Raw genomic sequence first — 19,744 nt, 5'->3', positions numbered from 1 at the left:
GCGTCTGCAAAACTTTAAGAATCAACGAGAGGATTCACCATGTCTGTAATTAAGATGACCGATCTGGATCTGGCTGGTAAACGCGTTTTCATCCGTGCCGATCTGAACGTACCGGTTAAAGATGGCAAAGTGACCAGCGACGCGCGTATCCGTGCATCTCTGCCAACCATCGAGCTGGCTCTGAAGCAGGGCGCGAAAGTGATGGTCACCTCCCACCTGGGTCGTCCAACTGAAGGCGAGTACAACGAAGAGTTCTCTCTGCTGCCAGTGGTTAATTACCTGAAAGACAAACTGTCCAACCCGGTTCGCCTGGTGAAAGATTACCTGGACGGCGTTGACGTTGCAGCCGGTGAGCTGGTTGTGCTGGAAAACGTTCGCTTCAACAAAGGCGAGAAGAAAGACGACGAAACCCTGTCCAAAAAATACGCTGCACTGTGCGACGTATTCGTGATGGATGCATTCGGTACGGCTCACCGTGCTCAGGCGTCTACCCATGGTATCGGTAAATTCGCAGACGTAGCGTGTGCCGGTCCTCTGCTGGCTGACGAACTGGAAGCGCTGGGTAAAGCACTGAAAGAGCCTGCTCGTCCGATGGTCGCTATCGTTGGTGGTTCTAAAGTTTCTACCAAACTGACCGTTCTGGATTCTCTGTCTAAAATCGCTGACCAGCTGATCGTTGGCGGTGGTATCGCGAACACCTTCGTTGCCGCTCAAGGCCACAACGTCGGTAAATCCCTGTACGAAGCAGACCTGGTTGACGAAGCCAAACGCCTGCTGGGTACCTGTGATATCCCGGTTCCAACTGACGTTCGCGTCGCGACCGAGTTCTCCGAAACCGCAACCGCGACCCTGAAATCTGTAAACGACATCAAAGACGAAGAGCAGATTCTGGACCTGGGCGACGTTTCTGCACAGAAACTGGCTGAAATCCTCAAAAACGCAAAAACTATCCTGTGGAACGGTCCTGTTGGCGTGTTCGAATTCCCGAACTTCCGCAAAGGGACTGAAATCGTGGCTAACGCAATCGCAGACAGCGAAGCGTTCTCTATCGCAGGCGGTGGTGACACCCTGGCAGCAATCGACCTGTTCGGTATCGCTGACAAGATCTCCTACATCTCCACTGGTGGCGGCGCATTCCTCGAATTCGTGGAAGGCAAAGTACTGCCAGCAGTAGCAATGCTCGAAGAGCGCGCTAAGAAGTAAGCCATTCAAGGGCAGGGAAACCTGCCCAATTTTCAGCGCGCTTTTAAGAGCTCGCACCTTTTCTAACGGCCGAAGATACAGGACTAAGCAACATGTCTAAAATTTTTGATTTCGTAAAACCTGGCGTTATCACTGGTGATGACGTACAGAAAGTGTTCCAGGTAGCTAAAGAAAACAACTTCGCTCTGCCAGCAGTTAACTGCGTGGGTACCGACTCCATCAACGCCGTACTGGAAACTGCTGCTAAAGTTAAAGCTCCAGTTATCGTTCAGTTCTCTAACGGCGGCGCTGCGTTCATCGCAGGTAAAGGCGTGAAAACTGACATTCCTCAGGGTGCTGCAATCCTGGGTGCTATCTCTGGTGCGCACCACGTACACCAGATGGCTGAGCACTACGGTGTTCCAGTTATCCTGCACACTGACCACTGCGCGAAGAAACTGCTGCCGTGGATCGACGGTCTGCTGGACGCGGGTGAAAAACACTTCGCGGCAACCGGTAAGCCACTGTTCTCTTCTCACATGATCGACCTATCTGAAGAGTCACTGCACGAAAACATCGAAATCTGCTCCAAGTACCTGGCGCGCATGGCCAAAATGGACATGACCCTGGAAATCGAACTGGGTTGCACCGGCGGTGAAGAAGACGGCGTGGACAACAGCCACATGGACGCTTCTGCACTGTACACCCAGCCAGAAGACGTTGATTACGCTTACACCGAGCTGAGCAAAATCAGCCCACGCTTCACCATTGCAGCGTCCTTCGGTAACGTACACGGCGTTTACAAACCAGGTAACGTGGTTCTGACCCCAACCATCCTGCGTGATTCTCAGGAATACGTTTCCAAGAAACACAACCTGCCGCACAACAGCCTGAACTTCGTCTTCCACGGCGGTTCCGGTTCTTCTGCTCAGGAAATCAAAGACTCCGTAAGCTACGGCGTTGTGAAAATGAACATCGATACCGACACCCAGTGGGCAACCTGGGACGGTATCCTGCAGTACTACAAAGCGAACGAAGCTTACCTGCAGGGCCAGCTGGGCAACCCGAAAGGCGAAGACCAGCCGAACAAGAAATACTACGATCCACGCGTATGGCTGCGCGCAGCGCAGACGTCCATGGTGACCCGTCTGGAGCAGGCTTTCAAAGAACTGAACGCGATCGACGTTCTGTAATTTGAGCTGCTAACAGCATCAGAAGGCCCGCAAATGCGGGCCTTTTTTTATGCTTTTTCAATACCCTGCCAGCCCTGTTTTTGTGATCTGTTTGGCAAAGCCGGTGCTTTTTGTTTACCCTTTACTGACCTGCCTGTCTCCATGGGGGATGGATTTTGTGTTTTGGTTTAACAAAAGGAAGAATAAATGGAACAACTCGATGTTGTAGACAGCATCAATAACGCCGGTAACTGGCTGGTGCGCAACCAGGCCCTGCTGCTGAGCTATGCCGTGAACATCGTCGCGGCGATAGCCATCATCATCGTCGGGATGATCGTGGCGCGTATTGTCTCGAATACGGTTAACCGCGTAATGCTGGCCCGTCACATTGACGCCACGGTGGCAGACTTCCTCTCCGCACTGGTGCGCTACGGCATTATCGCCTTCACGCTGATTGCCGCGCTGGGTCGTGTGGGGGTGCAAACCGCCTCCGTCATTGCCGTTCTCGGTGCCGCCGGTCTGGCCATTGGTCTGGCACTGCAGGGCTCGCTTTCAAACCTGGCGGCAGGCGTGCTGCTGGTGACCTTCCGTCCGTTCCGCTCCGGCGAATACGTTGACCTTGGCGGCATTGCCGGAACCGTGCTGCAGGTGCAGATTTTCTCAACGACTATGCGTACCGTCGATGGCCGCATCGTGGTCGTGCCGAACGGGAAAATTATCGCGGGCAACATTATCAACTTCTCCCGTGAACCGGTGCGTCGTAACGAACTGATTATCAGCGTGGCATACGACTCCGACATCGATCAGGTGAAGTCGCTGATTACCAACATCATTGCTTCTGACGATCGCATTCTGAAAGACAAAGAGCAGACGGTTCGCCTGAATGAACTCGGCGCTTCCTCCATTAACTTTGTGGTGCGTATCTGGAGCAAAAGCAGCGATCTGCAAAACGTATACTGGGACGTGCTGGAACGCATTAAGCGCGACTTCGACGCCAACGGCATCAGTTTCCCGTATCCGCAGATGGACGTGAATCTTAAACGCGAGAAAGCCGCCGAGTAATCCCCCGACGTTGTAGGCCCGGTAAGCGCTAGCGCCACCGGGCTTTACCTTCATAAGCTCCGCTAATACCCAATTAATATTATCCATTTCATCTAATGTGATTCGCGCAGTATAGTCAGCTTCCAGAACAACTCTGCGAGAAAATCATCATGCTATCTTATTATTTTCAAGGGCTTGCCTTAGGTGCAGCCATGATCCTTCCCCTCGGCCCGCAAAATGCGTTCGTGATGAATCAGGGCATCCGCCGCCAGTACCATCTGATGATTGCCCTGCTGTGCGCGGTAAGTGATTTACTGCTTATCTGTGCCGGGATTTTTGGCGGCAGCGCGCTGCTGATGCAGTCTCCGTGGCTGCTGGCGTTGGTCACCTGGGGCGGCGTGGCGTTTCTGCTCTGGTACGGATTCGGCGCGCTGAAAACGGCGATGAGCAGTAACCTCGAACTGGCGAGCGCGGAGGTCATGAAGCAGGGCCGCTGGAAGATTATCGTCACCATGCTGGCGGTGACCTGGCTTAACCCGCATGTGTATCTCGACACCTTCGTCGTGCTGGGCAGCCTGGGCGGTCAACTGGAGGTTGAGCCGAAACGCTGGTTTGCGCTCGGTACGGTCAGCGCCTCTTTCCTGTGGTTCTTCGGTCTCGCCATTCTGGCGGCATGGCTGGCGCCCCGCCTGCGTACGGCCAAAGCCCAGCGCATCATTAATACCCTGGTCGGCCTGGTGATGTGGTTTATCGCTTTCCAGCTGGCGAAAGAGGGGATTCATCATGTCCAGGAATTGTTCAACTAATCCTTGTCTTATGGACAACTGAATAAGACCCGCTAAGCTTGCTGGCATGCGCCCTGTTATTGGGGCACTCTTCGCAACATGGAGGAATGACAGTGAAGTTTAAAGTGATGGCCCTGGCGGCATTAGTGAGTTTCGGTGCGGTGTCGGTGCAGGCAAGCGAATTGCCGGATGGCCCGCACATCGTCACGTCAGGCACCGCAAGCGTGGACGCGGTACCCGATGTTGCAACCCTGGCAATTGAGGTGAATGTGGCGGCGAAAGATGCAGCGACGGCCAAGAAGCAGGCTGACGATCGCGTTGCGCAATACCTCTCTTTCCTCGAGCAGAACGGTGTCGGTAAAAAAGATATCAACTCTGCGAACCTGCGTACTCAACCCGATTACGACTACCAGAATGGCAAAAGCATCCTGAAAGGCTACCGTGCGGTGCGTACCGTTGAAGTGACCGTGCGTCAGCTGGATAAGCTTAACTCGCTGCTGGACGGTGCGCTGAAGGCGGGCCTGAACGAGATCCGTTCCGTGTCACTGGGCGTTGCGCAACCGGAGAAGTACAAAGACGAAGCGCGTAAAGCGGCGATTGATGATGCCATTCACCAGGCGGAACAGCTGGCTTCTGGCTTTAAGAGCAAGCTCGGTCCGGTTTACAGCGTGCGTTACCACGTCTCTAACTACCAGCCAAGCCCGATGGTTCGTATGATGAAGGCTGACGCAGCGCCGGTATCCGCTCAGGAAACTTACGAGCAGCCGACAATCCAGTTCGACGATCAGGTGGATGTGGTGTTCCAGCTTGAACCTGTTGCAGCACAGCCGAAACCGGCTCAGTAATCTATAGGCCGGGTAAGGCGTAGCCGCCACCCGGCTTTTCTTTTTAATCCTGTCTCAATACCTTATGCCCGTACGCCAGCAGCGCGTCAGTGACGTTGCGCATCATGCGGCTTTCCGGCGCAAAACGGTGCCAGTAGAGCATCCGACGCTGATAAAGCCCCGGCGTTAAGTCAATCAGCTCACCGCTTTTCAACTCTTTCTCAATCTGCAGGTGCGGGATCATGCAGCAGGTGGTGCCCTGGCGTGCAAGCTGCACGAAGGCTTCTGACGAGTTCACGATATGGCACGGCACGCTGCCCGGCGGCAGGTCGAAGTTTTGCTGCAGGAACGCCTGATGCATATCGTCCAGATGGTCGAAGGCCACGGCAGGGGCTTTCAGCAGCGCCGCGCGGGTGACGCCGTTGGGGAAGTAGCGTTCCGCAAAGGCTTTTGAACCCACAAACAGATAGTCCAGGGCGCCTAACTGATCGACAAGGCAGCTTGGCAGCGCCTGAGGCTGAATACTGACCGCCCCAACCACTTCACCGCGACGCAGGCGTTCCTGGGTGCGGGTTTCGTCTTCAACCTGCAAATTCAGACGGATAGGGGAGTCCGCGAGGACCGGCGCCAGGGCCGGCAGCAGCCAGGTTGCCAGACTGTCGGCGTTGACCGCCAGAGAGAGCAGCAGCGGCGTAGAGCCCGTTTGTTCGTCACCCAGCCACTCGTCTTCCAGCAGTTCAACCTGACGCAGCAGAGCGAGGAGCTTTTGCCCTTGCTCTGTTGGACGTGGCGGCACGGTACGCACCAGCAGCGGCTGGCCGAACATGTTTTCAAGCTGTTTGATACGCTGAGAGACGGCGGACTGCGTGATGCAAAGCTTTTGCGCCGCGCGCTCAAAGCCTCGTTCACGAATAACTGCATCAAGTGCCTGTAGTGTTCTGTAGTCCGGACGTTTCATTGCTCTGGCTGGCTCCTTAATTTTGCTTATTCTGCACTATGACACAATTTTCCCTTTGTGGCAGACGAATTCCATTCGACGTGTTCTATAATGCGCCCTGAGTTTTCACACCACAGGCAAAACGATCATGACGCAGGATGAACTGAAAAAAGCAGTAGGATGGGCCGCTCTCCAGTACGTACAGCCGGGTACCATTGTCGGTGTCGGTACGGGATCAACCGCGGCACACTTTATCGATGCGCTGGGCACGATGAAGGGGCAGATCGAGGGCGCGGTTTCCAGCTCTGATGCTTCCACGGAAAAGCTGAAAAGCCTCGGCATTACCGTTTTCGATCTTAACGAAGTGGATCGTCTGGGGATTTACGTTGATGGCGCGGATGAAATCAACGGCCACATGCAGATGATCAAAGGCGGCGGCGCGGCGCTGACGCGTGAAAAGATCATCGCCTCCGTTGCGGACAAGTTTATCTGCATCGCCGACGCCTCCAAGCAGGTCGACATTCTGGGTAACTTCCCGCTGCCGGTTGAAGTGATTCCGATGGCCCGCAGCGCGGTTGCCCGTCAGCTGGTCAAGCTGGGCGGTCGTCCGGAATATCGTCAGGGCGTAGTGACCGACAACGGCAACGTGATCCTCGACGTTCACGGTCTGGAAATTCTTGACGCGATTGCGCTGGAAAACGCCATCAACGGCATTCCAGGCGTAGTGACCGTAGGGCTATTCGCCAACCGTGGCGCGGATGTGGCGCTGATCGGCACCGCTGACGGCGTGAAAACCATCGTAAAATGATCTGACGGGGGGAGTCCTCCCCCCGCTAAAAAATTTTTGAAACGCTAAATTCGGTGACTTGTGTCACGTTTTTATGCCTCTTTTGCCGATCCTTCCGCGTTTGTAAATTTCCATAGCATTTTCCTCTGCCATTTTGCGCTGTATGACTTTCCTTCAGCGTACTGACGCAAACGTTCATATTGCTGCAATAGTTTTTTTTGATATGTTGGCTACAGCGGATTTATATCCAGCACAACATCAGTTCAGACAAAAACAGGGTCGGGTAAATGGCAAAGGTATCACTGGAGAAAGACAAGATTAAATTCCTGCTGGTCGAGGGCGTGCATCAAAAAGCAATCGATAGCCTTCGTGCGGCAGGTTACACCAACATCGAATTTCACAAAGGCGCGCTCGATACCGAAGAGCTGAAAGCGTCCATCCGTGATGCCCATTTCATTGGCCTGCGATCCCGTACTCACCTGACTGAAGATGTGATTGCCGCGGCGGAAAAGCTGGTGGCTATCGGCTGCTTCTGCATCGGTACCAACCAGGTTGACCTGAATGCTGCTGCGAAACGCGGTATTCCTGTCTTCAACGCCCCGTTCTCTAACACCCGTTCCGTGGCGGAGCTGGTGATTGGCGAACTGCTGCTGCTCCTGCGCGGCATTCCGGAGGCTAACGCCAAAGCACACCGCGGCGTCTGGAACAAACTGGCTGCGGGCTCCTACGAAGCCCGTGGGAAAAAACTGGGTATCATCGGCTATGGTCACATCGGTACCCAGCTGGGGATTCTGGCGGAATCTCTCGGTATGCATGTCTATTTTTACGATATCGAAAGCAAGCTGCCTTTAGGCAATGCCACCCAGGTTCAACACCTGTCTGACCTGCTGAACATGAGTGACGTGGTAAGTCTGCACGTGCCGGAAAATGCGTCCACCAAAAACATGATGGGCGCAGAAGAGCTGGCGCTGATGAAGCCGGGCTCACTGCTGATTAACGCCGCGCGCGGCACGGTGGTCGATATCCCTGCGCTGTGCGATGCGCTGAAGCGTAAGCATCTGGCAGGGGCGGCCATCGACGTTTTCCCAACGGAGCCCGCCACCAACAGCGATCCGTTCACCTCTCCGCTGTGCGAGTTCGACAACGTGATCCTGACGCCGCACATCGGCGGGTCTACGCAGGAAGCGCAGGAGAATATCGGTCTGGAAGTGGCAGGTAAGCTGAGCAAATACTCCGACAACGGTTCTACGCTCTCTGCGGTGAACTTCCCGGAAGTGTCTCTGCCGCTGCACGGCGGTCGTCGTCTGCTGCACATCCACGAAAACCGTCCAGGCGTGCTCACCGCGATCAACCAGATCTTTGCCGAGCAGGGCGTCAACATTGCCGCGCAGTATCTGCAGACCAACTCGCAGATGGGCTATGTGGTCATTGATATCGAAGCGGATGACGATGTGGCCGAGAAAGCGTTGCTGAGCATGAAGGCCATTCCAGGGACGATTCGCGCGCGTCTGCTTTACTGATGGTGCGGTCTGTGGTGTCGGGTGGCGCTGACGCTTACCCGACCTACAATGTTTGAGGATTTATGTAGGCCGGGTAAGGCGCAGCCGCCACCCGGCTTTATGCTACCAAAGCCACGTTTTACTGGGCGTCACTACCGCCGGCAACGGCACATCCCATTTCTCCACCGGCAACGCCTCCACGCCCTGGCAATCATGCGCGTAGCCTACCGGCTGCAACCCATACTGCTGCCAGTTTTGTAGCGTTCTGTCGTAAAAACCACCGCCCATTCCCAGGCGCTGTCCCTGCTCATCAAACGCCACCAGCGGCGTAATCAGCACATCCAGCTGTGACAGCGGAAGCACGTCACGCACATCGAGTTTCGGCTCGGTGATTTTCAGACGATTCACCACCAGCTCGCTGTGCGGGTGATAGTGCAAAAACAGCAGATTGCCTTCGCTGAACGGGTGCAGCACCGGCAGGTATACCTTCTTCCCGGCGCGCCAGAGCTGCTCTATCAGCGGTTGGGTGTCCAGTTCGCCGTCAAACGACAGAAACAGGGCAACCGTGCGCGCCATCACGACAGGGGGATACGCCATCATACGGGCGGCGGCCTGCTGGGCAAAATGCGCTTGCTGTTCTGGGGTTAACGCACGACGGCGTTGACGAATGAGCTGACGAATGTCCTGGCGTGAAGCTGAAACTTCAGGGAATTGAGTCATGGTAGTCGGTAGAAGAAAAGAGAGGGAATCTCCGAGATGCCGCCGCAGGCTGTAACCCTTGAACCCTTGGTTCAAGGTGAATGTGTCGTCATAGTTTTAAGGCTTCTCGGACGGACCGAGCATGCTCACCAACCATGGAGCGCCACATTCTTGTGGTATGAAATATCGGCTCAGGGGACTGGCCCGCTTGCGAACATCTCAGAGAAATTTTGTCTTCACAGTTACTCTACCATAGTCAACTGAGAAGTGTTATTCAAACTTGGGTCCCGGTCTTTCGGGATTGCGACCTTGATCAAGCAATGCTTGTTCTATGGTCTGCTGGAGCATTTTTATGCGCTGCTCCATGCTTGCCGCGTAGTCGCGGGTCTTCGCTTTTTCCTGAGTCAGTTCATAGCTGATGTTCAACGCGGCGATGAAAACCAGCTGCTCAGTATTTGTGACTCTAGTGCGTTCTTTTAGATCTTGCAACCGCTGATTCAAATCGTCCGCAGCCTGATTCAAAGCATCCCTTTGTTCAGGCGGACAATTCACTCGCAGTGAACGGCCAAAAATCTGGAGATCGACGGGTTGTGCAGACATGCCACCTTCCTGCTGATTGACTGCGCTGCCTTCGCTTACTGCCCCGGGGGCTGCGAAGGGGCGACACTATAGCTACCCTGATGTGAAGATACAAGCCCTTTTCTGGTATCACCAGGGTCCAAAGTGGTAGCATATCATGAAACTTCCCCCCAATGATGACGAATGCGCATGTCTATACAGAACGAAATGCCTGGTTACAAGGATTTAAACCAGTTACTGAACCAGCAGGGAGTCGGTTTAACCCCTGCCGAAATGCACGGTCTGATCAGTGGCATGCTGTGCGGCGGAAACAGCGACAGCTCCTGGCAGCCGCTGATCCACGACCTCACGAATGAAGGGCTGGCGTTTGGTCACGAGCTGGCGGAAGCGCTGCGTAAAATGCACGCCGCCATCAGCGATTCGCTGGAAGACGATGGCTTCCTTTTTCAGCTTTATCTGCCTGACGGCGACGACGTCAGCGTGTTCGATCGCGCCGATGCGCTGGCCGGCTGGGTAAACCACTATCTGCTGGGGCTGGGCGTCACGCAGCCTAAACTGGATAAAGTGACCGGCGAAGCGGGTGAAGCGATCGACGACCTGCGCAACATTGCCCAGCTTGGCTACGATGAAGACGAAGACCAGGAAGAGCTGGAAATGTCTCTCGAAGAGATCATCGAGTACGTGCGCGTGGCGGCACTGCTGTGCCACGACAACTTTACGCGCTCACAGCCGACCGCACCGGAAGTTCGTAAGCCAACCTTACATTAAGAAAAATAACGCACAGGAGGGTGTCATGGTTATCTCGAGTCAAGAGTATTCGCGCCGCCGTCAGGCGCTGCTGGCGAAAATGCAGCCGGGCAGCGCCGCGCTGATTTTTGCCGCGCCCGAAGTGACGCGCAGCGCCGACAGCGAATATCCCTATCGCCAGAGCAGCGATTTCTGGTACTTCACCGGCTTTAACGAGCCGGAAGCGATACTGGTGCTGATTAAAAGCAATGACACCCACAACCACAGCGTGATATTCAACCGCGTGCGCGACCTGACGGCCGAAATCTGGTTTGGCCGCCGCCTGGGCCAGGAGGCCGCGCCGGCGAAGCTGGGCGTTGACCGGGCGCTGGCGTTTAGCGAAATCAACCAGCAACTCTACCAGCTGCTTAACGGCCTCGACGTGCTCTATCACGCGCAGGGCGAATATGCCTACGCCGATGAGATTGTCTTCACCGCGCTGGATAAGCTGCGCAAAGGCTCGCGCCAGAACCTGTCCGCACCGGCCACGCTGACGGACTGGCGTCCGGTGGTGCATGAGATGCGCCTGTTCAAGTCTGAGGAAGAGCTAAAAGTGATGCGCCGCGCGGGCGAAATCAGCGCGCTGGCACACACCCGCGCCATGGAGAAATGCCGTCCCGGGATGTTCGAATACCAGCTGGAAGGCGAAATTCACCACGAATTTAACCGCCACGGCGCGCGCTATCCCTCCTACAACACCATTGTCGGCGGCGGGGAAAACGGCTGCATTCTGCACTACACCGAAAACGAAAGTGCGCTGCGCGACGGCGATCTGGTGCTGATTGACGCCGGTTGCGAATATCAGGGCTATGCGGGGGACATCACCCGTACCTTCCCGGTGAACGGTAAATTCTCACCGGCACAGCGCGCGATTTACGACATTGTTCTCGAATCCCTTGAGACAGCGCTCAAACTGTATCGTCCGGGGACTTCCATGCAGGAAGTGACCGGCGAAGTGGTGCGCATCATGATTACCGGTCTGGTCAGGCTCGGGATCCTGAAAGGGGATGTCGACACCCTGATTGCTGAAAATGCGCACCGACCGTATTTCATGCACGGCCTGAGCCACTGGCTGGGGCTGGATGTGCATGACGTTGGCGCATACGGCGCCGACCGTTCGCGCGTGCTGGAGCCGGGCATGGTGTTAACCGTGGAGCCGGGTCTCTACATCGCGCCGGATGCCGACGTGCCAGAAGAATACCGCGGGATTGGCATTCGTATTGAAGACGATATCGTGATTACCGAAACCGGTAACGAAAACCTGACCGCCAGCGTCGTGAAAAACGCTGACGATATCGAGGCGCTGATGGCAGCGGCGCGCGCATGAGCGTGATTATCGTGGGCGGCGGCATGACCGGGGCCACGCTGGCGCTGGCCATTTCGCATATGACGCAGGGCCAGCTTCCGGTGCACCTGGTAGAAGCCGTTGCGCCAGAGGCGTCGAACCACCCCGGTTTTGATGCCCGCGCCATTGCGCTGGCGCAGGGCACCTGCCAGCAGCTTTCCCGCATTGGGATCTGGCAGGCGATTGCCGACCGTGCTACGGCGATCGGTACCGTTCACGTCAGCGATCGCGGACATGCAGGCTTTGTCACGCTGGACGCGCAGGATTACCGGATTGATGCCTTGGGTCAGGTTGTTGAGCTGCACGACGTCGGATTGCGTCTGTTCCGCCTGCTCCAGGACGCGCCGGGCGTCACGCTGCATTGCCCCGCGCGCGTGGCCAGCGTGAGTCGGAGTGACGCGTCGGTCAGCGTGACCCTGGAAAACGGCACCGTCCTTGAAGGCCAGCTTCTGGTCGCTGCGGACGGTTCGCGCTCGTCGCTCGGCACCCAGTGTGGCGTGGAGTGGCGCCAGCAGCCTTACGGCCAGGTGGCGGTCATTGCGAACGTCGCTACCGCAGCTGACCACAACGGCAGGGCCTTTGAGCGCTTTACGCAGCATGGCCCGCTGGCGATGCTGCCGATGTCGGACGGGCGCTGTTCCCTGGTCTGGTGTCACCCGCAGGATAAGGCGGAAGAGGTTAAGGCCTGGTCCGACGAACGTTTTTGTACCGAGCTGCAGAAAGCCTTTGGCTGGCGGCTGGGGCGTATTACCCATGCCGGCAAGCGGACGGTCTACCCGCTTTCGCTGACCACGGCGTCTCAGTCTGTCTCCCATCGTCTGGCGCTTGTCGGTAACGCTGCGCAGACGCTGCACCCCATCGCGGGGCAAGGTTTCAACCTTGGCTTACGCGATGTCATGAGCCTGGCCGAATCTCTGGCGCAGGCGTGGGGCGAGCAAAAAGACTGTGGGGCCTATTCGGTGCTGAGTCATTACCAGAAGCGCCGACAGGTGGATAAAGAGGCCACCATCGGTGTGACCGATGGTCTGGTTCATCTTTTTGCCAATCGCTGGGCACCGCTGGTTGCGGGTCGCAACCTTGGGCTGATGGCGATGGAATTATTCATTCCGGCACGTGACGTGCTGGCGCAGCGGACCCTGGGTTGGGTCGCGCGTTAAGGAGTTATCACCGTGCAAAATGTTGATGTCGCCATCGTTGGCGGCGGAATGGTTGGACTGGCATTGGCCTGCGGATTACAGGGCAGCGGCCTGCGCGTGGCGGTGCTGGAGCAAAAGCAGCCTCAGCCCGTTGCACCGGATGCGCCGCCGGAACTCCGCGTCTCGGCGATCAATGCGGCCAGCGAAAAGCTGCTGACGCACCTTGGCGTCTGGGCAGATATTGTGGCGCACCGTGCCAGCTGCTATCACGGCATGGAAGTGTGGGATAAAGACAGCTTTGGTCATATTGCTTTTGACGATGAAAGCATGGGCTATAGCCATCTGGGGCACATCGTTGAAAACGCGGTGATCCACCACGCGCTCTGGCAGAAAGCACAGCAGTGCGGCGACGTGACGCTGATTGCGCCTGCGCAGATCCAGCAGGTGGCGTGGGGCGAAAACGAGGCGTTTATCACCCTGCAGAGTGGCGACATGCTGACCGCGCGTCTGGTGGTCGGTGCTGACGGTGCCAACTCCTGGCTGCGTAATAAAGCCGATATCCCGCTGACATACTGGGATTACCGCCATCATGCTCTGGTCGCGACGATCCGTACCGAAGAGGCGCACGGAGGCGTGGCGCGCCAGATTTTCCACAACGATGGCATACTGGCGTTCCTGCCGCTTGCCGATCCGCACCTGTGCTCAATTGTCTGGTCCCTGGTGCCGGAAAAAGCCCAGCAGATGCATGAGGCGACGCCGGAGGCCTTTAACCAGGCGCTGTGCGTGGCCTTTGATAACCGCCTTGGCCTGTGCACGCTTGAAAGCGAGCGTCAGGTGTTCCCGTTAACCGGCCGCTACGCGCGTCAGTTTGCGGCGCACCGTCTGGCGCTGGTGGGGGATGCGGCGCATACCATTCATCCGCTGGCCGGACAGGGCGTCAACCTTGGTTTTATGGACGCGGCGGAGCTGGTTGAGGAGCTGCGTCGCCTGCATCGTGAAGGCAAAGATATCGGCCAGCATCTCTACCTGCGTCGCTACGAGCGCAGCCGCAAGCACAGCGCGGCGATGATGCTGGCGGGCATGCAGGGCTTCCGCGAGCTGTTTGCCGGCGCGAATCCGGCAAAAAAACTGCTGCGCGACATCGGCCTTAAGCTTGCTGACACCCTTCCGGGTGTTAAACCTCAACTCCTCCGTCAGGCGATGGGTCTGAACGACCTCCCGGACTGGCTGCGATAATGTAGACCCCTGTCACACTTTCTTTTCCCGGCCTCTGCGCCGGGGAAATTCCCTCGTTTGAAATATTCTAATTTCACGTCATTTTTCGCATTAGATAATCTAATGTCGTGTTTTTCTCGTTACGGAAATTCGGCCCGTTTTTCCGCACGAAATATCACCATGTGCTAAATCCTGTTAGATCATTGTTAATTTTGTGCGGGGTTAATCGCATTTTTCCAGTGGATAACTCTGTAGGCTTTTCAGCGTTTTTTGGTCATAAGCTAATGTGATGACCTGTTTTGCCTTATGGTTAACCGCCGTTTTCGGTGGTAAGTTCAGGTAAAAGAGAACGTTTGCGTCGGTGCCCGAACGCGGGGCCGATACCGGGTTTCACGGTGAATTTTTCAACGAGGACAAGATGGCTCAACAGACTCCTTTGTACGAACAACACGTGTTATGCGGCGCCCGCATGGTGGACTTCCACGGCTGGATGATGCCGCTGCACTACGGCTCGCAGATTGATGAGCACCACGCGGTGCGCACCGATGCCGGTATGTTCGACGTGTCCCACATGACGATTGTCGATCTGCGCGGTAGCCGCACCCGGGAGTTTTTGCGTTATCTGCTGGCAAACGACGTCGCCAAACTGAAGACGCCGGGTAAAGCGCTCTATACCGGCATGCTGAATGCCTCGGGCGGCGTGATTGATGACCTTATCGTCTACTACTTCACCGAAGATTTCTTCCGCCTCGTTGTAAACTCCGCCACCCGCGAAAAAGACCTCTCCTGGATCACCCAACACGCCGAACCGTATGCCATCGACATCACCGTCCGTGATGACCTGTCGCTGATCGCCGTGCAGGGGCCTAACGCGCAGGCGAAAGCCGCGTCTCTGTTCAACGATGAGCAACGTAAAGCCACCGAAGGCATGAAGCCGTTCTTCGGCGTGCAGGCGGGCGATCTGTTTATCGCCACCACCGGCTACACCGGTGAAGCGGGTTACGAAATTGCGATGCCGAACGAAAAGGCCGCTGATTTCTGGCGTGCGCTGGTGGAGGCGGGCGTGAAGCCTGCGGGCCTGGGCGCGCGCGATACGCTGCGTCTGGAAGCGGGCATGAACCTCTACGGTCAGGAGATGGACGAAGGCGTCTCTCCGCTGGCCGCCAACATGGGCTGGACCATCGCGTGGGAACCGGCTGACCGTGACTTTATTGGCCGTGAAGCGCTGGAGATGCAGCGCGAGAAGGGCACTGAACAGCTGGTGGGCCTGGTGATGAAGGAAAAAGGCGTACTGCGCGGCGAACTGCCTGTACGTTTTACCGATGCAGACGGCAATCCTCGCAAAGGCGTGATCACCAGCGGAACCTTCTCACCGACGCTGGGCTACAGTATTGCACTGGCACGCGTGCCGGCAGGCATTGGCGAAACGGCGGTGGTGCAAATCCGCAACCGCGAAATGCCGGTCAACGTGACCAAACCGATTTTTGTTCGCGCCGGTAAGCCGGTCGCCTAACTATTTTTATCAGGAGAACTTCAATGAGCAATGTGCCAGCAGAACTGAAATACAGCAAAGAACACGAGTGGCTGCGCAAAGAGGCGGACGGCACTTACACCGTCGGGATCACCGAGCACGCGCAGGAGCTGCTGGGCGACATGGTGTTTGTTGACCTGCCTGACGTGGGCACGACCGTGAGCGCGGGCGACGACTGCGCCGTGGCGGAGTCCGTAAAAGCGGCATCAGACATCTACGCACCAGTAAGCGGTGAGATTGTTGCGGTCAACGACGCGCTGAGCGACTCCCCTGAGCTGGTCAACAGCGAGCCTTATGAAGGCGGCTGGATCTTCAAGATCAAAGCCAGCGACGAATCCCAGGTTGCCGCGCTGCTGGATGCGACCGCATACGAAGCACTACTGGAAGACGAATAACGTTGTGCCGGATGGCGCTGCGCTTATCCGGCCTGGAGATCAACGTAGGCCCGGTAAGCGTTAGCGCCACCGGGCAACAGCGTTACAGATAACTACGATTCACTGCACGTTTCAGGAACCATCGCTCATGACACAGACTTTAAGCCAGCTTGAAAACCGTGGCGCCTTCATTGAACGTCACATTGGGCCGGATGCTCAGCAACAGCAGGAGATGCTGAAGACGGTTGGCGCGGATTCATTAAACGCACTGATCGGCCAGATTGTGCCAAAAGACATCCAGCTAGCCACGCCGCCTCAGGTGGGGGAAGCCACCACGGAGTTCGCCGCGCTGGCGGAGCTGAAGGCTATCGCCGGCCTGAACAAGCGCTATAAGTCTTACATTGGCATGGGCTACACCAACGTGCAGTTGCCGCCGGTGATCCTGCGCAACATGCTGGAAAACCCGGGCTGGTACACCGCCTATACGCCGTATCAGCCAGAAGTGTCCCAGGGTCGTCTGGAAGCGCTGCTGAACTTCCAGCAGGTAACGCTGGATCTGACCGGTATGGATATCGCCTCTGCGTCTCTGCTGGATGAAGCGACCGCCGCCGCCGAAGCGATGGCGATGGCGAAGCGCGTGAGCAAGCTGAAAAATGCCAACCGCTTCTTCGTGGCGGCGGACGTGCATCCGCAGACGCTGGACGTGGTGCGCACCCGTGCGGAAACCTTCGGCTTTGACGTGATCGTCGATGACGCTGACAAAGTGCTGGATCACCAGGACGTCTTCGGCGTGCTGCTGCAGCAGGTGGGCACCACCGGCGAAGTGCACGACTACGGCACGCTGATTGCCGAGCTGAAATCCCGCAAGGTTGTTGTCAGCGTTGCCGCCGATTTTATGGCGCTGGTGCTGCTGACGGCCCCGGGCAAACAGGGCGCGGATATCGTATTCGGCTCAGCACAGCGCTTCGGCGTACCGATGGGCTACGGCGGCCCGCACGCGGCGTTCTTCGGCGCGAAAGATGAATTCAAACGTTCCATGCCTGGCCGTATTATCGGCGTCTCCAAAGACGCTGCCGGTAATACCGCGCTGCGCATGGCGATGCAGACCCGCGAGCAGCATATCCGCCGCGAGAAAGCGAACTCCAACATCTGTACCTCACAGGTGCTGCTGGCTAACATCGCCAGCCTGTACGCCGTGTTCCACGGTCCGGCAGGCCTGAAACGCATTGCCAGCCGCATTCACCGCCTGGCCGATATCCTGGCCTGCGGCCTGCAGCAAAAAGGTCTTAAGCTGCGCCATACCCACTATTTCGACACGCTGTGCGTGGACGTGGCGGACAAAGCCGCCGTGCTGGCCCGCGCGGACGCGGCAAAGATCAACCTGCGCAGCGACATCCACAACGCCGTCGGCATTACGCTGGATGAAAGCACCACCCGCGACGATATCCTGAATCTGTTCAGCGTGCTGCTGGGTGACGCGCACGGTCTGGACATTGACGCGCTCGACAAAGAAGTTGCGCTCGACAGCCGCTCCATTCAGGACAGCATGCTGCGTAACGACGCCATCCTGACGCACCCGGTCTTCAATCGCTACCACAGCGAGACCGAGATGATGCGTTACATGCACTCTCTGGAGCGCAAGGATTTGGCGCTGAACCAGGCGATGATCCCGCTGGGATCCTGCACCATGAAGCTGAATGCTGCAGCAGAGATGATCCCGATCACCTGGCCTGAATTCTCCGAGCTGCACCCGTTCTGCCCGCCGGAGCAGGCGGAAGGTTATCACGTGATGATTAACCAGCTTTCCGACTGGCTGGTGAAGCTGACCGGTTACGACGCGCTCTGCATGCAGCCGAACTCTGGCGCGCAGGGTGAATATGCCGGCCTGCTGGCGATCCGTCACTATCACGAAAGCCGTAACGAAGGCCATCGCGATATCTGCCTGATCCCAAGCTCTGCCCACGGCACCAACCCGGCCTCAGCCCAGATGGCGGGCATGGAAGTCGTGGTGGTCGCGTGCGATAAGAACGGCAACATCGACCTGGCTGACCTGCGCGCGAAAGCCGAACAGGCGGGCGACAAGCTCTCCTGCATCATGGTGACCTATCCGTCCACCCACGGCGTGTACGAAGAGACCATCCGTGAAGTGTGCGAAGTGGTGCACCAGTTCGGCGGTCAGGTATACCTCGACGGCGCGAACATGAACGCGCAGGTGGGCATTACCTCTCCGGGCTTTATCGGCGCGGACGTGTCGCACCTTAACCTGCACAAAACCTTCTGCATCCCGCACGGCGGTGGCGGCCCGGGCATGGGGCCAATCGGCGTGAAGGCGCACCTGGCACCGTTTGTCCCAGGCCACAGCGTGGTGCAGATCGAAGGCATGCTGACCCGTCAGGGCGCGGTCTCTGCGGCACCGTTCGGTAGCGCCTCTATCCTGCCAATCAGCTGGATGTACATCCGCATGATGGGCGCGGAAGGGCTGAAGCAGGCGAGCCAGGTGGCCATTCTGAACGCCAACTACATTGCGACGCGCCTGAAGTCTGCCTTCCCGGTGCTCTATACCGGCCGCGACGGTCGCGTGGCGCACGAGTGCATCCTCGATATTCGTCCACTTAAAGAGCAGACCGGCATTAGCGAGCTGGATATTGCCAAGCGTCTGATCGACTACGGCTTCCACGCGCCTACCATGTCGTTCCCGGTTGCGGGCACGCTGATGGTGGAGCCAACGGAGTCCGAAAGTAAAGCCGAGCTGGACCGCTTTATCGACGCGATGCTGGCCATCCGCATGGAAATTGACCGCGTGCAGGACGGCGAGTGGACGCTGGAAGATAACCCGCTGGTCAACGCTCCGCACACCCAGCACGAGCTGGTGGCCGAGTGGAACCACGGCTATTCCCGCGAGCTGGCCGTCTTCCCGGCAGGCGTGGCGAACAAATACTGGCCGACCGTGAAGCGTCTTGATGATGTCTACGGCGACCGTAACCTGTTCTGCTCCTGCGTGCCGATGAGCGAATACCAGTAACATTGCTGATGTAGTAACGTAGGCCGGGTAAGGCGAAGCCGCCACCCGGCTTTTTTATTGGGAGAAGAAAATGGGCATTGCACTTGTGACCGGCGCCAGCCGGGGCATAGGGAAGGCCACTGCGCTGCAGCTGGCCCGCGAAGGCTACACCGTGGCGGTGAACTATCATCACAACATTAAGGCCGCAACGGATGTGATCAACCAGATTGTTGAGGCGGGCGGTAAAGCCTTTGCCGTTCGGGCAGACATCAGTGATGAAGCTCAGGTGCTGGCGATGTTTGAAAGCCTCGATCGTGAAGGCGAGCAGCTGACCGCGCTGGTCAATAATGCGGGGATTCTGTTTGAGCAATCCACCATCGAGAATCTCTCCGCTGAGCGCATTAACCGCGTCCTGGCGACCAACGTCACGGGCTACTTCCTCTGCTGCCGGGAAGCGGTAAAACGCATGTCCTTCAAACATGGCGGCAAGGGCGGGGCGATAGTGAATGTCTCTTCCGCGGCGTCCCGCCTGGGCGCACCGGGTGAATATGTGGATTACGCCGCGTCCAAGGGGGCGGTGGATTCGCTGACAACGGGGCTGTCGCTGGAGGTGGCGGCGCAGGGCATTCGCGTCAACTGCGTCCGTCCGGGCCTGATCTATACCGATATTCATGCTTCCGGCGGAGAACCGGGGCGAGTGGACCGCGTGAAAGCGTTACTGCCGATGCAGCGCGGCGGCCAGCCGGAAGAGGTCGCCCAGGCGATTGTCTGGCTGCTGAGCGAAAAGGCGTCGTACGTGACGGGGAGTTTTATTGAGTTAGCGGGCGGGAAATAAGCCGGGTGGCAGCCCG

18 protein-coding genes and 1 other RNA gene are annotated in these 19,744 nt (G+C 57.3%); 15 read left to right on the top strand and 4 right to left on the bottom strand.

The window, feature by feature from the left end; all coding sequences use genetic code 11:
- Positions 1-39 precede the first annotated feature (39 nt).
- From pgk to ACOTXT_RS10615, 5 genes are all read left to right on the top strand, one after another.
- Positions 40-1,203, top strand: coding sequence for a phosphoglycerate kinase (gene pgk, locus ACOTXT_RS10635; RefSeq protein WP_008499732.1), 1,164 nt, complete (start codon positions 40-42; stop codon positions 1,201-1,203).
- Positions 1,204-1,295: 92 nt separating this feature from the next.
- On the top strand, positions 1,296-2,375 hold the full coding sequence (gene fbaA / locus ACOTXT_RS10630; protein WP_008499731.1) for a class II fructose-bisphosphate aldolase: 1,080 nt from the start codon (positions 1,296-1,298) through the stop codon (positions 2,373-2,375).
- A 186-nt stretch (positions 2,376-2,561) separates the two neighbouring features.
- A complete protein-coding gene (gene mscS / locus ACOTXT_RS10625; RefSeq protein ID WP_008499730.1) occupies positions 2,562-3,416 on the top strand; it encodes a small-conductance mechanosensitive channel MscS in 855 nt (284 codons plus the stop codon).
- A 149-nt stretch (positions 3,417-3,565) separates the two neighbouring features.
- Positions 3,566-4,201 carry an arginine exporter ArgO gene (argO, locus tag ACOTXT_RS10620; protein WP_055322115.1) on the top strand — a complete coding sequence of 212 codons (636 nt, stop codon included), beginning with the start codon at positions 3,566-3,568 and terminating at the stop codon, positions 4,199-4,201.
- A 92-nt stretch (positions 4,202-4,293) separates the two neighbouring features.
- A complete protein-coding gene (locus tag ACOTXT_RS10615; RefSeq protein WP_008499728.1) occupies positions 4,294-5,025 on the top strand; it encodes an oxidative stress defense protein in 732 nt (243 codons plus the stop codon).
- A gap of 43 nt (positions 5,026-5,068) precedes the next feature.
- On the opposite strand, the gene argP is transcribed toward ACOTXT_RS10615, so the two are convergent.
- Positions 5,069-5,962 (bottom strand): DNA-binding transcriptional regulator ArgP, encoded by an 894-nt coding sequence (gene argP / locus ACOTXT_RS10610; protein ID WP_008499727.1) that lies wholly within the window; start codon positions 5,960-5,962, stop codon positions 5,069-5,071.
- Between the two features lie 127 nt (positions 5,963-6,089).
- On the opposite strand from argP, the gene rpiA reads away from it, so the two are divergent.
- Both rpiA and serA read left to right on the top strand, forming a co-directional pair.
- Positions 6,090-6,749 (top strand): ribose-5-phosphate isomerase RpiA, encoded by a 660-nt coding sequence (rpiA, locus tag ACOTXT_RS10605; RefSeq protein WP_003860091.1) that lies wholly within the window; start codon positions 6,090-6,092, stop codon positions 6,747-6,749.
- Positions 6,750-7,015: 266 nt separating this feature from the next.
- Positions 7,016-8,248, top strand: a complete 1,233-nt coding sequence (gene serA, locus ACOTXT_RS10600; protein ID WP_021242062.1) for a phosphoglycerate dehydrogenase — start codon at positions 7,016-7,018, stop codon at positions 8,246-8,248.
- A 102-nt stretch (positions 8,249-8,350) separates the two neighbouring features.
- On the opposite strand, the gene ACOTXT_RS10595 is transcribed toward serA, so the two are convergent.
- The 3 genes from ACOTXT_RS10595 to zapA form a co-directional block, all read right to left on the bottom strand.
- Entirely contained in the window at positions 8,351-8,947 is a 597-nt protein-coding gene (locus ACOTXT_RS10595) for a 5-formyltetrahydrofolate cyclo-ligase (protein WP_021242061.1), read from the bottom strand.
- Positions 8,948-8,971: 24 nt separating this feature from the next.
- A non-coding RNA gene (gene ssrS / locus ACOTXT_RS10590) (6S RNA) lies at positions 8,972-9,155 on the bottom strand.
- Between the two features lie 41 nt (positions 9,156-9,196).
- The gene (gene zapA, locus ACOTXT_RS10585) at positions 9,197-9,526 is read right to left on the bottom strand and encodes a cell division protein ZapA (RefSeq protein WP_006811891.1); all 330 of its coding nucleotides are present in this window, start codon (positions 9,524-9,526) and stop codon (positions 9,197-9,199) included.
- Between the two features lie 168 nt (positions 9,527-9,694).
- Here zapA and ACOTXT_RS10580 point away from each other — a divergent pair, with 168 nt between their 5' ends.
- The 8 genes from ACOTXT_RS10580 (at position 9,695) to ACOTXT_RS10545 (ending at position 19,728) form a co-directional block, all read left to right on the top strand.
- Positions 9,695-10,273 carry a YecA family protein gene (locus ACOTXT_RS10580; RefSeq protein ID WP_025912457.1) on the top strand — a complete coding sequence of 193 codons (579 nt, stop codon included), beginning with the start codon at positions 9,695-9,697 and terminating at the stop codon, positions 10,271-10,273.
- Positions 10,274-10,304: 31 nt separating this feature from the next.
- Entirely contained in the window at positions 10,305-11,618 is a 1,314-nt protein-coding gene (gene pepP, locus ACOTXT_RS10575; RefSeq protein ID WP_100245867.1) for a Xaa-Pro aminopeptidase, read from the top strand.
- Complete coding sequence (gene ubiH, locus ACOTXT_RS10570) at positions 11,615-12,793, top strand: 2-octaprenyl-6-methoxyphenyl hydroxylase (RefSeq protein WP_055322113.1); 1,179 nt, start codon at positions 11,615-11,617, stop codon at positions 12,791-12,793. The genes pepP and ubiH overlap by 4 nt, the downstream gene beginning before the upstream one ends.
- A gap of 12 nt (positions 12,794-12,805) precedes the next feature.
- On the top strand, positions 12,806-14,008 hold the full coding sequence (gene ubiI / locus ACOTXT_RS10565) for an FAD-dependent 2-octaprenylphenol hydroxylase (RefSeq protein WP_032653307.1): 1,203 nt from the start codon (positions 12,806-12,808) through the stop codon (positions 14,006-14,008).
- 397 nt (positions 14,009-14,405) lie between these two features.
- Positions 14,406-15,500, top strand: a complete 1,095-nt coding sequence (gcvT, locus tag ACOTXT_RS10560) for a glycine cleavage system aminomethyltransferase GcvT (protein WP_333164658.1) — start codon at positions 14,406-14,408, stop codon at positions 15,498-15,500.
- Positions 15,501-15,523: 23 nt separating this feature from the next.
- Positions 15,524-15,913, top strand: coding sequence for a glycine cleavage system protein GcvH (gene gcvH, locus ACOTXT_RS10555; RefSeq protein ID WP_008499718.1), 390 nt, complete (start codon positions 15,524-15,526; stop codon positions 15,911-15,913).
- Between the two features lie 127 nt (positions 15,914-16,040).
- Entirely contained in the window at positions 16,041-18,914 is a 2,874-nt protein-coding gene (gene gcvP / locus ACOTXT_RS10550; protein ID WP_055322112.1) for an aminomethyl-transferring glycine dehydrogenase, read from the top strand.
- 70 nt (positions 18,915-18,984) lie between these two features.
- The gene (locus ACOTXT_RS10545) at positions 18,985-19,728 is read left to right on the top strand and encodes an SDR family oxidoreductase (protein WP_055322111.1); all 744 of its coding nucleotides are present in this window, start codon (positions 18,985-18,987) and stop codon (positions 19,726-19,728) included.
- Positions 19,729-19,744: the final 16 nt, after the last annotated feature.

Source organism: Enterobacter cloacae complex sp. IR5422 (genome assembly GCF_049238165.1).
Lineage (GTDB): Bacteria > Pseudomonadota > Gammaproteobacteria > Enterobacterales > Enterobacteriaceae > Enterobacter > Enterobacter roggenkampii.
The sequence above is the reverse complement of the archived record's forward strand: the minus strand, read 5'-3'. Positions and strand labels throughout refer to the sequence as shown.